Genomic DNA, 13230 nt, shown 5'->3' with positions numbered 1-13230 from the left:
GTTAGCCGCAACGTTAGACCCACGCCTACGACAAACGCAAGTGGTGACTGCGTTAACAAAAGCAATCGTTTCCTGCGTTAAGAGGTAAAGTGGGGGCCATGAAGGAAGAGCAAGAGCGGGCCCGACGGCCCGGCGGCCGCAGCGCCCGCGTCCGCGCGGCGGTGCACCAGGCCGTCATGTCGCTGGTCGCCGAGCGCGGCTACGGGGCCTTCACCATCGGCGAGGTCGCGGCCCGCGCGGGCGTGGCGGACACCAGCATCTACCGCCGCTGGGGCAACCTCGAAGCCCTCACCGCGGACGTGGCGATGGCCTGGCTGACCGCCGAATCACCCATCCCCGACACCGGAAGCCTCAGGGACGACCTGCGCTCCTACGCGACCCAGGTGGCCGGCGACATCGTCGGCCCCGAGGGCCTCGCGATCCTGCGGCTGGCCGTGTCCCTCTCGGCGTCCGGCGAGGAGGGCGAGCAGGCCCGCGCCGACTTCCTCCTGGAACGCCAGCGCCAACTGGACGCCATGCTCGACCGGGCCCGCGACCGCGGCGAACCCGCGCCGCACTCCATGGATGTCGTCGACCACATCCTGGCCCCGATGTACGTCCGCGTCCTCTTCGGCCTCACCGACCTCGGCGCCGACTACGTCGACGGCCTGGTCGACCACCTGCTCGCAGGCCTCCCGCGGGAGCCGTGAAGCGCACAAGGCGGTGGCGCCCGCGAGGCAGTGACGCACGCGAGGGGGTGCCACACCACGCCGAAGGGCCCGAAGCCGCAAGGAGAGTTGCGGCTTCGGGCCCGGCTCGTACGGTCGTGAAGGCTTCGCGCGTCAGTCCGCGATCGGCAGGTACACGCGGTTGCCGGCCGCCGCGAACTCCCTCGACTTCTCCGCCATCCCCGCCTCGGCCTCCGCCTCCGTCACGGCGCCCGCGGCCAGCTCACCGCCGTGTTCCCGGCGGATGTCCTGGGAGATCTTCATCGAGCAGAACTTCGGCCCGCACATGGAGCAGAAGTGCGCGGTCTTCGCCGGCTCCGCCGGGAGCGTCTGGTCGTGGAACTCCCGTGCCGTGACCGGGTCCAGGGCCAGATTGAACTGGTCCTCCCAGCGGAATTCGAAGCGGGCGTCGGAGAGCGCGTCGTCCCACTCCTGGGCGTCGGGGTGCCCCTTGGCCAGGTCCGCAGCGTGGGCGGCGATCTTGTACGTGATCACGCCGGTCTTGACGTCGTCCCGGTCCGGGAGGCCCAGGTGCTCCTTGGGGGTCACGTAGCAGAGCATCGCCGTGCCCCACCAGGCGATCATCGCCGCGCCGATGCCCGAGGTGATGTGGTCGTAGGCGGGGGCGACGTCCGTGGTCAGCGGGCCGAGCGTGTAGAACGGGGCCTCCTCGCAGATCTCCTGCTGGAGGTCGATGTTCTCCTTGATCTTGTGCATCGGGACATGGCCCGGCCCCTCGATCATGGTCTGTACGCCGTGCCGCTTGGCGATGGTGTTCAGCTCGCCGAGCGTGCGCAACTCCGCGAACTGCGCCTCGTCGTTGGCGTCCGCGATGCAGCCGGGGCGCAGCCCGTCCCCGAGCGAGTACGTGACGTCGTACGAGGCGAGGATGGCGGAGAGCTCCTCGAAGTTCTCGTACAGGAACGACTCCTTGTGGTGCGCCAGGCACCACGCGGCCATGATCGAGCCGCCGCGCGAGACGATGCCGGTCTTGCGGCGCGCGGTGAGCGGCACATAGCGCAGCAGCACGCCCGCGTGGACCGTCATGTAGTCCACGCCCTGCTCGGCCTGCTCGATGACGGTGTCCTTGTAGATCTCCCAGGTCAGCTCCTCGGCCTTGCCGTCGACCTTCTCCAGCGCCTGGTAGAGCGGCACGGTGCCGATCGGCACGGGGGAGTTGCGCAGCACCCACTCGCGCGTGGTGTGGATGTTGCGGCCGGTGGAGAGGTCCATGACCGTGTCGGCGCCCCAGCGGGTGGCCCAGGTCATCTTCTCCACCTCCTCCTCGATGGAGGAGGTGACGGCGGAGTTACCGATGTTGGCGTTGACCTTCACCAGGAACTTCTTGCCGATGATCATCGGCTCGATCTCGGGGTGGTTCACGTTGGCCGGCAGTACGGCCCGGCCCGCCGCGATCTCCTCCCGTACGGTCTCGGGGGCGACGTTCTCGCGGATCGCGACGTACTCCATCTCCGCGGTGATCTCGCCGCGCCGGGCGTACGCGAGCTGGGTGACGGCCCGCCCGCCATGGCCCCGGCGGGGCAGGCGCGGGCGGCCCGGGAAGACCGCGTCGAGGTTCCTGAGACCGCCGCGCGGGCTGGTGTGCTTGAGGCCGTCGTCCTCGGGGCGCGGCGGGCGGCCCGTGTACTCCTCGGTGTCGCCGCGGCCGATGATCCAGTTCTCCCGGAGCGGCGCGAGGCCGCGCCGGACGTCCGTCTCGACGGCCGGGTCGGTGTACGGGCCGGACGTGTCGTACAGCCGCACGTCACGGCCATTGGTGAGATGCACCCGGCGCACCGGGACCCGCAGGTCCGGGCGCGATCCGGTCACGTGGTCCTTGTGCCAGCCGATGTCGGCGGAGCCGTCCGCCGCCGCGGCGGGGCCGACGGCTTCCGCGCCGCCGCTGGTTTCAGGCGTGCGTGCATCCTGCTGCGAGGTCATAAGACCCAACTCCCTACGCCGGCATTACCCGGTAACAGGTTCGGCGGTCGACGCAGCGGCTTCCGTACGTCCCGTACGGAGGTCAGCGCCCTCTCAGCCCGGTGCTCCGAGCTCCCGCGATTGCAAAGGTGCCACTACGCTAACGGTTCTCCGCCCCCGACGGCCAGGGGGCCTTGCGATGATCGGGCGGTGAATCGCACCCAGCCCGATCCCGCCGCGCATGACCCCGTGCCCCATCAGGCCGAAGGGCAGCCGCGGGCCCACGGTCACGCACACGGCCATGGCCAGGCGCACAGCCACGGGCACTCGCACAGCCACAGCCAGGCACACGGTCACAGCCACGCACACGGCCACGGTCCGGCCGCGCCCGTCTCCGGACGGCTTCGCAGAGTGATCGCCGCCGTCCTCATTCCCTTCGCCGTCGCCGTCGTCACCGCCCTCGTGGTGCTGTGGCCCGGCGGGGCGCCGCCGCATCAGCACAGCGGGCTGGGGTTCGACCAGCAGACGGAATCGGGGCGCGTGGTGAAGGTCGAGGAGGTGAGCTGCGCGGACGTGGGGGCGCAGCCGCAGCGGTCGGTGCCCGGCGGCGACGGGCAGCCGCCCTCCGGCGGCGCGGCGGGCAACGCCCCCGCCCCCGGCGGGAAGTGCGAGAAGACCACCCTGGAGGTCACGTCCGGCAAGGACAAGGGGCGGCCCTTCACCGAGATCGTCCAGCCCAGCGCCTCGCGCCACTACTCGGTGGGGCAGAAGGTCGTCCTCTCGTACGCGCCGAAGGCCCCGAAGGACCTCCAGTACTCCGTCGCCGACGTGGACCGCACGCTGCCGATGGCGCTGCTCGGCGCCGTCTTCGCGATCGCCGTGGTGGTCGTCGGACGGCTGCGCGGCCTCTTCGCGCTCGTGGCGCTGGCCATCAGCTTCGGCGTGCTGACGCTCTTCATCCTGCCCGCGATCCTGCAAGGGTCGGACCCGCTGCTCGTGGCGGTGGTGGGCGGCAGCGCGATCATGCTGATCGCGCTCTACCTGTGCCACGGACCGACGGCCCGTACGTCCGTCGCGGTGCTCGGCACGCTGATGTCCCTGCTGGTCATCGGGGTGCTGGGCGCGGTCTTCATCGAGTGGGCGCGGCTCACGGGCGACACCGACGACCAGACGGGGCTGGTGCACGGGCTCTATCCGCATATCGAGATCCGCGGCCTGCTGCTGGCCGGGGTCATCATCGGTTCGCTGGGCGTGCTGGACGATGTGACGGTGACGCAGACGTCGGCGGTGTGGGAGCTGAAGGAGGCCGACCCAGGGGCGAGTTGGCGCAAGCTGTACGGGGCCGGGATGCGCATCGGCCGGGACCACATCGCGTCCGTGGTGAACACGCTGGTCCTGGCATACGCGGGCGCCTCGCTGCCGTTGCTGCTGCTGTTCTCGATCGCGGACAGCGGGGTGAGGGCGGTCGCGACCAGCGAGATCGTCGCGGAGGAGATCGTACGGACCCTGGTCGGCTCCATCGGCCTGGTCGCCTCGGTCCCGGTGACCACCGCGCTGGCGGCCCTCGTTGTCAGTGCCGACCGGCACAATACGGGTACCGGGGTGAGGACCGGTGCGAGGGCGGGGATGAAGACCGGGGGGAGGCCCGCGACGAGGGGCGGCAGGCGACGCCGCGCCAAGTGACCGGAGGGCACGCGCGGCAGGGGGCGAGGGGGGAGCTGCCGGTGGTCGGTGAGCAGGGCAGGGTGACGGGGACGGTCGGGCCGGGGCTGGTCGGCGAGGTGATGGTGCGGGTGCGCGGCGGCGCCGAGGCGTTCCTCGCGTACGCGGTGGAGCCGGGCGAGCGGCTGGAGCGGGGCACGGTGGTGCTGGTCGTGGAGTATCAACCGCCGCGCACGGTCTATGTCATGGCCGCTTATGGCTGATGTGTCAAAAGCGCACCAAGGACGCGTCCGTGCCTTCACCGCGGCCGTGAGCGGGAGCAGACTTTTTTGATCGCGTTGTGATCCCGGGCCCTCCAGGGGCTCGGCAGAGGGGGCGTGAGCGCATGCTGATCGGCATCGTGGCGGGGATCGTCGTCGTCGCAGTCGTCGTCCTGGTCGTTCTCTTCAAACTGATGTGGCGGGTCGCCGAGCCGAATGAGGCGCTCGTCATCTCCGGCTCCAAACATCGCACGGAGGGCCTGGAGGAGGGCATGGGCTTCCGGATCGTCACGGGGCGTGGGACGCTGGTGATGCCCGGCGTCCAGGTGGTGCGGAAGCTGTCCCTCGACCTCAACGAGGCCGAGCTGAACGTGGATTGCGTGACCCAGCAGGGCATTCCGCTGCGCGTGCACGGCGTGGTGATCTTCAAGGTGGGCGACGACTTCGTGTCGATCGCGAACGCGGCGCGCCGCTTCCTGGACCAGCAGAAGTTCATGGGCGAGCGGGTGCACAACGTCTTCGCCGGTCATCTCCGCTCGATCGTCGGCGGGTTGACGGTGGAGAACATGATCCGGGACCGGGAGCGGCTGACGGGCGAGACGCGGGCGGCCTCGGGCACCGAGATGGAGAAGCTCGGTCTGATCATCGACTCGTTGCAGATCCACGAGATCCAGGACCCGACCGGCTACATCAAGAACCTCTCCGCGCCGCACGCGGCGGCCGTGCACCGGGACGCGCGGATCGCCCAGGCCGAGGCGGACCGGCTGGCCACCGAGGCCGAGCAGCAGGCGGCGGCCCGGATGGCGCAGGCGACCCGGGACAGCGAGATCCTGCAGGCCGGCTATCAGGCCGAGCGGGACAGCGCGGCCGCCAAGGCCCGGCAGGCGGGCCCGCTGGCGGAGGCGGCGGCCCAGCAGGAGGTCGTGGTCCAGGAGACGCGGGTGGCGGAGCTGGAGGCGCAGCGCCGCGAGCAGATGCTCCAGGCGGACGTGCGCAAGCCGGCGGACGCCTCCGCGTACGAGAAGCGGACGCTCGCCGAGGCGGAGCGGGACGCCCGTATCTCGGGTGCGGAGGCGAAGGCGCGGGAGACGGAGCTGGCGGCGGTGGCCGAGGCGAACCGGGTGAAGACGGCGGCCGCGGCGGAGGCCGAGGCGACGAAGGCGCGCGGCAGCGCCACGGCCGCGGCGACCCGGGCGACGGGCGAGGCCGAGGCCGCCGCGGCGCAGGCCAAGGGGTTGGCGGCGGCCGAGTCGGCGCGGGCGCGGGGCCTGGCCGAGGCGGAGGCCATCAAGGCGCGGGCGGCCGCGCTCGCCGAGAACCAGGAGGCGGTCGTCGCGCAGCAACTCGCGGAGAAGTGGCCCGAGATCGTCCAGGCGGGCGCCGGGGCGTTCGGGAGCGTCGATCACATGGTGCTGCTGAACGGGGCGGACGGGATGTCCGACATGTTCGCGAAGGCCCTCACCATGGGCGGTACGGGCCTGGGGCTGGCCCGTCAGTTGCTCGCGTCCATGGGCTCGGCCCAGGGGTCCGCCGAGGGTGCGAACGGCGCCGCGAGCGGCCGTGCCGCTGCCGGGGACGGTTCGGCGGCCCGCTCGGGGGGCGGGGAGTCGGCGGCCGCGCCTCGCGGCGCGTCCCCGCTTACCGAGCGTGTGCCGATCCAGGAGGAGGGGGGCGGGGCGACCGGCCGCTAACCGGCGTTCTGCCCCTCGGTGTTGCCGGCGAGGATGCGGTCGAGCGCGGTGGTGAGGTCGCATTCGAGGTCGGCGACCGATCGCTCCTCGCCGAGCGGGGCGATACGGTCGGTGCGGTCGAGGAAGGCCACCAGCGGTGCGGCGCCGGCCCGGAACAGGGCCCGTTCGCCGCCGACTTGCAGCCGGATGAAGACATCGGAAAGGTGTTCGGAGGAGGCGGGCGCGATGTGCACATCGCCCTCGCCGGAGGGCTGGCTCAGCCCGTCGAGCAGGAGTTCTCTGGCGAACGCCCAGGTTACGGGCGCGTCGCCGGGGAGATGGAAGGTGAAGGTGATCGCGTACGGATCGTTGCTGTCGTACGTGAGTTCCACCGGGATACGGAAAGCAAGCTCCTCGGAGACGAGAAAGGTCATGGTCACTTCTGCCTGAACCGTGTCGCGCATAGCCCTATGCCCCGCGTTCGTCGGATTTGGCCGGGATTGAATCCTCATGGCCCTATTGACGCCATCGTCTGACAACGACTAACGGATCACAAGGAGTGATTTTTCAGATACTGATAGAGAACGAGAGTGAGCTTACGAGCTCACCGACTCTGGAGCGTAACGACTCGACCACAGGACGGAGTTGTTCCACCCGATTCGCCGGAAGTGATACCGCCATCGTCGCCACGGCGGTCCCCGCGACTATGGGAAAGGCCGCGCAGACCGTACCGAGCGCGTACTCCTGCTGTTCGAACACGGGTTGCAGCCGATGTCGGCCGTCCAGCCTGCGCAGCAGGTCAGCGCGGTCGCGCGCGGAGTACGGGGTGAGCGGCCGTACGGGGTGCCGGGCGAGGTATTCGTCGCGCTCCTCCTCGCCGAGCTGGGCGAGCAGGCACTGGCCGACGGCGTGGGCGTGCGCGGTCTCGCGGAAATCCGCCCATTCCTCGACGGCCGGGAACTCGGGGCCGTCGGCGACGGCGAGGATGTCGACCTCGCCCTCCCGGTACGCGGCGAAGTAGAGCGGGACACCGAGTTCTTCGCCTATCCCGGCCAGCGTGTCGGAGATTCCGGCGCGCCGCGCCTCGCGTTCGTCCACCCCGCCGAGGCTCATCGCGGCGTCGCCGTAGCGGAAGACGCCGTTCTCGCGGCGCAGATATCCCTCGTGGGTCAGCGTGCGGAGCAGGTGGTAGGCGGTGGGCAGCGGCAGGCCCGCCTCACGGGCGAGCTGCTTGGCGGGCGCACCGTCCCGGTGCGCGCCCACGGCCTCCAGCAGACGCAGCGCACGCTGCACCGATCCGATCAGAGTCGGCTGGGAGGAAGCCCCGATATTCGCAGTCGACAACGTTCACCCCCAGGCGTGCCGACGGGTGTCTTACCCGTCTGCGGGGGCCGCCCCCGCCACTACTGCGCCGTCCCAGGGGCCGTAAGAATTCACGAGCGATGTCGGCGCGCGGCCGGACCGAGGGTCGACCGGCCCGCCCGAGCCACCGCCGCAAGGAGGCGTCAGCGAATCGCACTCTAACCGGAGTAACGCCCTCAAGTTGATGTTTGACAGGGGGTGTCCCTCAGCCGGGCTACCCCGAAGGGCGGCGGGGCGGGCCGCCGCGGGGCGCCCGGCGGGTGTTCACCAGTCGCCGCGCGACGAGGAGGAAGAGGTGAACTTCCTTACCACGAAGATGAGTCCGCCGATGAGCGCGACGAGCAGCAGGGCCTTGAAGAGCAGGCTGATGACGAAACCGAGCACGCTCATGATCAGGCTGCCGAACACCAGTAGGACGAGGAGCGGGATCGCGATCCACTTCACCCATCCCGGTAGACCCCCGAATATCCCCTTCTGAGCCATTTCGTCCCCTGCTTTCCGTTTTCATCGGTCGCATCGATCGCGCCGGTCGCGTTCTCAGCCGATCTCCCCTTGCACCTTCGATGCTAGGCGGCGGGGCGCGCCGGCGGGGGCCCCGCGGCCCCCGTCCTCCCCTGACCGGACCCCTACGGGGAGGCAGGAGCGCAGGTCAGCTCTCAGGCGGAGAGAAGACCACCATGACCCTCAGGTCCTCGGCGATGTGGTGGAACCGGTGAGTCACCCCGGCCGGGACATAGACCACGCTGCCCCGCGCGACCTGCGTCGTCTCGGCGCCCACCGTGATCGACGCCCGTCCGCTCAGCACCAGGTACACCTCGTCCTGGGAGTGCGGGCTCTGCGGGTCGGCCTCGCCCGCGGCCAGGGCGTAGAGCCCGACCGACATGTTCCGCTCGCGAAGAAACTGCAGATACGCGCCGTCGTTGGCGGCCCGCTCCGCCTCCAGCTCATCCAGCCGGAACGCCTTCATCCTCGTCCACCCCTTGCTGTGCCGACCCTTCCCGGGCCGATCCCGTCTGCAACGATCTCACCATGAAGAATTTCGTAGTCAAGACGATCGCCAACGCGGCCGCACTGGCAGTCGCCATCTGGCTGCTCAAGGGCATCACCCTGTCCGGCGAGAACACCACCCGCAAGGCGTTCACGCTCATCCTCGTGGCGCTGCTCTTCGGTCTGGTGAACTTCGTCGTCAAACCGATCGTGAAGGTGCTGTCGTTCCCGCTGTTCATCCTCACGCTGGGGCTGATCACCTTGGTGATCAACGCCCTGATGCTGCTGCTCACCTCCTGGCTGGCGGGCAAGCTCGACCTGTCCTTCCACGTCGACGGGTTCTGGTCGGCCCTGGTCGGCGGCGTGATCATCTCGATCGTGGCCTGGGCGATGCACATGATCCTGCCGGACGAGAACGACTGACGGCGCGCTTCCCCACCGCGAACTTCCCCGACGCGGACCTTCCGGTGAGGTCTCCGCGGATTTCCCCGACAAGGAGAGCAAGGAGAGCGCATGACAGGCGATGGCACCCGGGCCGTACGGGCGGGGCTCCCCGAAGCGGCGGCGAACGAACCGACCCTGCCCGGGCCGGTCTTCGCCGCCCATTACCACCTGCCCGGCGACGGCGGAGGCCCGTACACGTACGGCCGCGACACCAACCCCACCTGGACCCTGCTGGAGCGGGCCATCGCGGAACTGGAGTCGCCCGGCGCCGACACGGCCCCCGCCGAGACCGTCGCCTTCGCCTCCGGCATGGGCGCCATCTCGGCCACCCTCATGTCCCAACTGCGGCCCGGCGACGCGGTCGTGCTCCCCGACGACGGCTACAACCTCCTCATCCCCGTCCGCGAACGGCTGGCGGAGATCGGCGTCGAGGTCCGTACGGCCCCCACGCGCGACGACGGGCAACTCGCCCAGCTCGACGGGGCCGCGCTGCTGTGGATCGAGTCGCCCTCCAACCCCGGCCTCGACGTGTGCGACATCCGCCGCCTCGCCGACGCCGCGCACGCGCGCGGCGCGCTCGTCGCCGTCGACAACACCCTCGCCACCCCACTCGGCCAGCGCCCCCTCGACCTCGGCGCGGACTTCTCGGTCGCCAGCGCGACCAAGGCGCTCACCGGCCACGGCGATGTCCTGCTCGGCTGCGTCACCACCCGCGACCCCGCCCTCGCGGCAGCGGTGCGCGGCTGGCGCAAGATCGTCGGGGCGATCCCCGGCCCGATGGAGACCTGGCTCGCGCACCGCTCGCTGGCCACCCTCCAGCTCCGCGTCGACCGCCAGGCGCAGGGCGCGCTCGCCCTGGCCGAGGCGCTGCTGACCAGGGCCGACGTCTCCGGGGTGCGCCACCCCGGACTGCCCTCGGACCCCGCGCACGAGACGGCGAGCGCGCAGATGCTCGGCGGGCGGTACGGCTGCGTGGTCTCCTTCGTCCTGCCCGACAAGCCCCACGCGGAACGCTTCCTGGCCGCCCTGCGGCTGGTCGACGACGCGACGAGCTTCGGCAGCGTACGGTCGAGCGCCGAGCGGCGCGCGCGGTGGCGCGGCGACGCGGTGCCGGAGGGGTTCATCCGCTTCTCCGTCGGCGTGGAGGACCCGGCCGACCTGGTCGCCGACGTACTGCGAGCCCTGGACGAGGCCGCCGGAGGGCCGGCGGCCGACCGCCCGGCGGACGGCGGCTCGTCGGACGGTGGCCCGGCGGCCTACTAGCGGGGGCTACGCACGGCGGACGGCTCAAGCCTCCCCCCTCGTGGCTTGAGCCGCCCCGGTTCAACGCGTGGTGAACCGCGCGAACCAGGCTAGTTGACTCAGCGTCAGTGTCCAATCACGCTAGCCTCACAGTCCTATCGACATATTTATAGTTGCGTCACACCCGGGGCGGCAGACGACAGAACACCGACCGGAGCACCGCACGGCAGAACCGCGACGGCAGCACATAGATGGCGGACCACAGATGACGGACGGCAGCCCCCGATCCGAGGGGAACGGATGGATTTAGCCCTATTACGCACCTTCGTCACCGTGCACCGCGCCGGGTCCTTCACCCGCGCCGCCGCCCTCCTCGGCCTCTCGCAGCCCGCCGTCACCGGCCAGATCCGCACCCTGGAGCGTCAGCTCGGGCGCCCCCTCTTCCTCCGCCAGCCGCGCGGCGTCTCCCCCACCACCTCCGGCGACGAACTCGCCCACAAGGTCGCCCCCCACCTCGACGCCCTGCTGAAGATCACCGAGGCCGGGATCGACGAGGAGTCGCCCGCCCGCACCCTGCACCTGGCCGGTCCGCCCGAGTTCACCGCCCTGCGCGCGCTGCCCGCCCTCACCCCGCTGGTCAACGACGGTCTCGCCGTACGCGCCGCCCACGGCACCAGCCACGAACTCCTCACCGGCCTCGCCGCCGGCCACCACGATCTCGTCATCACCACCTCCCGCCCGCGCGGCCGGCTGCTGACGCCCACGCCCCTGTGCGACGAGGAACACGTGCTGGTCGCCGCTCCCCGCTGGGCCGCCCGGCTCGGCGGCCCGGCCGACCTGCGCGCCAAGGGCGCGCCGCTGCTGGACCCCCTCCCGCTCGTGGAGGTGCACGAGTCCCTGCCGCTGGTCGCCCGCTACTGGTCCGCCGTCTTCGACGCCGAGCCCACCGCCTCCGGCGCGGTCATCGCCCCCGACCTGCGGTCCGTGCTGTCCTGCGTCGCCGCCGGCGCCGGGCTCGGCGTGCTGCCCCGCTATCTGTGCGCCGAAGCCCTCGACAGGGGCGAGATCGTCGCCCTCCTCGACCCGCCCGTGCCGCCGCTGCGCACGTACTACCTGGTCGTACGGGCCGGAGCGCTCGGCCACCCGCACATCGCGCGAGCCCACGAGCGGCTGCTGCGGGCCGCCGACGGATGGTGAACGGCGATTGAGCGACGGGTGCACGACGGGGCATGACGGATGCACGCCGGGTGCACGCCGGGTGCACGGGTGCGACGGACGGTGACGGTTCGGTCGCCCCTTCCGACCGGCTGGTGACGACTGCTGTTCCCTGGTGAGGATGGGTTTCGCGGGCCGTCCCGCGCGGCATCTGTCATCTATGACCGAACGTCCAGTGGTCAAGCGCACCGCCCGCGCCATCCTGCTCGACAGCGCCGCCGAGACCGGCGTCCGCGGCGCCGCGGACGACGCCCTCGAAATGATCCTCATCAAGCGCACGAAGCCCGGCGAGGCCCCGTACTGGATCACGCCCGGCGGCGGCATGGAGCCCGAGGACGACACCGTGGTCGACGCCCTCCACCGGGAGGTCGACGAGGAGCTCGGCGCGAAGGTGACCGACGTAGTCCCGGCCTTCGTCGACACCGTCCCGCACCCGGACAGCTTCGACGCCGGGGACGGGGGCGAGGCTGGGGCCGGGACCGGTGCCGCGGCTCAGGGCGTGAAGGTGCAGCATTTCTTCGTCTGCCGCCTCGCGTCGATGGACCTCTCCCAGCGCCACGGCCCCGAGGTCGACGAGCCCTGCGGCACGTACGACGTGGTGCGCGTCCCCTTCACACGGGCGGGCATCGCCTCGGTGGAGGTGGTGCCGCCGTCGCTGCGCGCCTACCTGGACGCGAACATCGAGGGCGTACGGGCGCTGCTCGCGGCGGACTTGAGCTGAGGGCGGGGCCCTTCAGGACCGGACCTCGGTCGGATCTCGACCGGACCTCATCCGGGCCTCAGCCGAACCAGCCTCTGAACGGCTCGCGTTGCTCCTGCTGCGACTCCACGGGCTGCCAGCGGCGGGCCTGCTCCAGCACCAGTTCGGCCCGGCGCTGCCACTCCTGTGCCTCCGTACGACGACCGTGCCGCTCGCGCTCGTAGTCCCACTGGCCGGTGGCCGCCCGGCCGTGCTCCGGCCATTCGGGCAGCCCCGCGGGGACCCGCTCCAACGCTCGTTCAGGCACCCATTCGTCCGCTCGTCCAGCAGTCCGTTCGTCCGCTCGGCCAGCCGCGCGCTCGGCCGCCTGGGCCGCCGCGCCGAAGAAATCGCCGCCCTTGCGGCGGGAGTCGTCCGTGCCCCAGTCCCCCTCGCCGCGCTCGCCGCGATCACCGCGTTCACCACGCTCATCGCGCTCGCCGTCGCGCCGCTCTGCCGCGTACGGCCGCGAGTCGGCCTTCACGAGGTGCGGGATGTGCTTGCGGCAGTGGATGTACGCCTCCTCGACGCCGACCTCCACCCACACCCGGGCGCGGCGGCCCGGGACGGGGTCGACGGGCAGGCCGGGGTGGCTCACGCGCAGTTCGGCGTCGGAAACCGTGCGGGCGCTGCCATTGATGTGCAGCCCTATCCGGTCGTGCGTGAAGTCGACCATGAGAATGCCGAGATGGGGGTTTTCGGAAAGGTTGCCGAGGCTGGCGTGGACGCCGTTGCCCCGGTATTCCGGGTAGATCAGCGTACGTTCGTCCAGGACCCGTAGAAAGCCGGGCGGGCCCGCCCGAAAGCTGTTGTCGCATTCACCGTGCCGGTCGGCGGTGGCCAGGAAGAACATCTCCTGCCGGGCCACGAAATCCCGCATGCGCGCATTGAGGTGGTCCAGTACCTGCTCGCCGTAGAACTTCTCGGCCCGCTCCACCGTTCCCATGCGTCGCTGCATCTCGTGCTCGCCGTCGCTGCCCGGCAGGGGCGCTTTCGCGGCCGGACGGGCGGCGGTCCGCTCG

At 71.1% G+C, this 13230-nt stretch carries 14 protein-coding genes; 8 read left to right on the top strand and 6 right to left on the bottom strand.

Annotation, left to right across the window (positions count from 1 at the left end):
- Positions 1 to 98: 98 nt before the first annotated feature.
- A complete protein-coding gene (locus IF55_RS09140) occupies positions 99 to 689 on the top strand; it encodes a TetR/AcrR family transcriptional regulator (protein WP_030882305.1) in 591 nt (196 codons plus the stop codon).
- 132 nt (positions 690 to 821) lie between these two features.
- On the opposite strand, the gene thiC is transcribed toward IF55_RS09140, so the two are convergent.
- Positions 822 to 2648: a phosphomethylpyrimidine synthase ThiC gene (thiC, locus tag IF55_RS09135; protein WP_030882303.1), complete on the bottom strand. Its 1827-nt coding sequence runs from the start codon at positions 2646 to 2648 to the stop codon at positions 822 to 824.
- Positions 2649 to 2837: 189 nt separating this feature from the next.
- Between thiC and IF55_RS09130 the strand changes: the two genes are divergently transcribed.
- From IF55_RS09130 to IF55_RS09120, 3 genes are all read left to right on the top strand, one after another.
- A complete protein-coding gene (locus IF55_RS09130) occupies positions 2838 to 4310 on the top strand; it encodes a YibE/F family protein (RefSeq protein WP_398243471.1) in 1473 nt (490 codons plus the stop codon).
- Between the two features lie 41 nt (positions 4311 to 4351).
- Positions 4352 to 4552, top strand: coding sequence for a hypothetical protein (locus tag IF55_RS09125; RefSeq protein ID WP_030882298.1), 201 nt, complete (start codon positions 4352 to 4354; stop codon positions 4550 to 4552).
- A 122-nt stretch (positions 4553 to 4674) separates the two neighbouring features.
- On the top strand, positions 4675 to 6240 hold the full coding sequence (locus IF55_RS09120) for an SPFH domain-containing protein (RefSeq protein ID WP_030882297.1): 1566 nt from the start codon (positions 4675 to 4677) through the stop codon (positions 6238 to 6240).
- Here the strand turns inward: IF55_RS09120 and IF55_RS09115 are convergent.
- The 4 genes from IF55_RS09115 to IF55_RS09100 form a co-directional block, all read right to left on the bottom strand.
- Positions 6237 to 6683, bottom strand: a complete 447-nt coding sequence (locus tag IF55_RS09115; RefSeq protein ID WP_030882293.1) for an SsgA family sporulation/cell division regulator — start codon at positions 6681 to 6683, stop codon at positions 6237 to 6239. The two genes, IF55_RS09120 and IF55_RS09115, sit on opposite strands and share 4 nt — an antisense overlap.
- 103 nt (positions 6684 to 6786) lie before the next feature.
- Positions 6787 to 7512 (bottom strand): IclR family transcriptional regulator, encoded by a 726-nt coding sequence (locus IF55_RS09110; RefSeq protein WP_245661122.1) that lies wholly within the window; start codon positions 7510 to 7512, stop codon positions 6787 to 6789.
- Positions 7513 to 7845: 333 nt separating this feature from the next.
- The gene (locus IF55_RS09105) at positions 7846 to 8064 is read right to left on the bottom strand and encodes a DUF5326 family protein (protein WP_030882287.1); all 219 of its coding nucleotides are present in this window, start codon (positions 8062 to 8064) and stop codon (positions 7846 to 7848) included.
- 166 nt (positions 8065 to 8230) lie between these two features.
- On the bottom strand, positions 8231 to 8548 hold the full coding sequence (locus tag IF55_RS09100; RefSeq protein ID WP_030882283.1) for a cupin domain-containing protein: 318 nt from the start codon (positions 8546 to 8548) through the stop codon (positions 8231 to 8233).
- A gap of 62 nt (positions 8549 to 8610) precedes the next feature.
- Between IF55_RS09100 and IF55_RS09095 the strand changes: the two genes are divergently transcribed.
- The 4 genes from IF55_RS09095 (at position 8611) to IF55_RS09080 (ending at position 12190) form a co-directional block, all read left to right on the top strand.
- On the top strand, positions 8611 to 8991 hold the full coding sequence (locus IF55_RS09095; protein WP_030882280.1) for a phage holin family protein: 381 nt from the start codon (positions 8611 to 8613) through the stop codon (positions 8989 to 8991).
- 90 nt (positions 8992 to 9081) lie between these two features.
- Positions 9082 to 10275, top strand: coding sequence for a cystathionine gamma-lyase (locus IF55_RS09090; RefSeq protein ID WP_048831788.1), 1194 nt, complete (start codon positions 9082 to 9084; stop codon positions 10273 to 10275).
- A 279-nt stretch (positions 10276 to 10554) separates the two neighbouring features.
- A complete protein-coding gene (locus IF55_RS09085; protein WP_030882276.1) occupies positions 10555 to 11451 on the top strand; it encodes a LysR family transcriptional regulator in 897 nt (298 codons plus the stop codon).
- 178 nt (positions 11452 to 11629) lie between these two features.
- Entirely contained in the window at positions 11630 to 12190 is a 561-nt protein-coding gene (locus IF55_RS09080) for an NUDIX domain-containing protein (RefSeq protein WP_030882273.1), read from the top strand.
- Positions 12191 to 12248: 58 nt separating this feature from the next.
- Here IF55_RS09080 and IF55_RS09075 read toward each other — a convergent pair whose 3' ends face one another.
- The gene (locus IF55_RS09075; protein ID WP_398243466.1) at positions 12249 to 13154 is read right to left on the bottom strand and encodes a pyridoxamine 5'-phosphate oxidase family protein; all 906 of its coding nucleotides are present in this window, start codon (positions 13152 to 13154) and stop codon (positions 12249 to 12251) included.
- Between the last annotated feature and the right edge of the window lie 76 nt (positions 13155 to 13230).

Origin of the sequence: Streptomyces varsoviensis, from assembly GCF_000718635.1 — a bacterium.
Taxonomy (GTDB): Bacteria; Actinomycetota; Actinomycetes; order Streptomycetales; family Streptomycetaceae; genus Streptomyces; species Streptomyces varsoviensis.
Note: the sequence above shows the minus strand (reverse complement) of the source record. Positions and strands in the feature narration are given on the sequence as shown.